Origin of the sequence: Streptomyces sp. NTH33, assembly GCF_003236365.1 — a bacterium.
Taxonomy (GTDB): Bacteria; Actinomycetota; Actinomycetes; order Streptomycetales; family Streptomycetaceae; genus Streptomyces.
Genome location: NZ_POTZ01001127.1, coordinates 1 through 449, shown reverse-complemented (window position 1 = coordinate 449; position 449 = coordinate 1). Strand labels below are relative to the sequence as shown.

Below are 449 nucleotides of genomic sequence, written 5' to 3'. Positions count from 1 at the left end.
ACCTGGATCTCGTCACCCCCGTGCCCCGGCACCCGGTGCCGGGCGAGACCGTGCTCGGCGGGGACATCGCCGAGCACCCCGGCGGCAAGGGGGCCAACCAGGCGGTCGCCGCGGCCCGGCTCGGCGGGCAGGTCGCCATGATCGGCCGGGTCGGCGAGGACGACGCGGCCGGCGTGATGGCCTCGGCGGTGCGCGCCGAGGGCGTGGACACCGCGCACCTGCTCCGCACCCCGGGGGTGCCCACCGGGCGCGCGCTGATCGCCGTCGACCCGGCGGGCGAGAACTCCATCATCGTCAGCCCCGGCGCCAACTCCCGCCTGACCGCGGCCGACTGCCGGTCCGCCGCCGAGGTGCTGGGCCGGGCCAGGGTCACCGTCCTGCAGCAGGAGGTCCCCGACGAGGCCAACCACGCCGCCGCCGAGCTGGCCGGAGGCATCGTCGTGCACAAC

At 77.5% G+C, this 449-nt stretch carries 1 protein-coding gene; it reads left to right on the top strand.

Features of this window, described 5'->3' with window-relative positions:
• Positions 1-2 precede the first annotated feature (2 nt).
• Positions 3-449 (top strand): PfkB family carbohydrate kinase (locus C1I97_RS38810; RefSeq protein WP_258382960.1); only part of this gene is annotated, 447 nt, incomplete at its 3' end.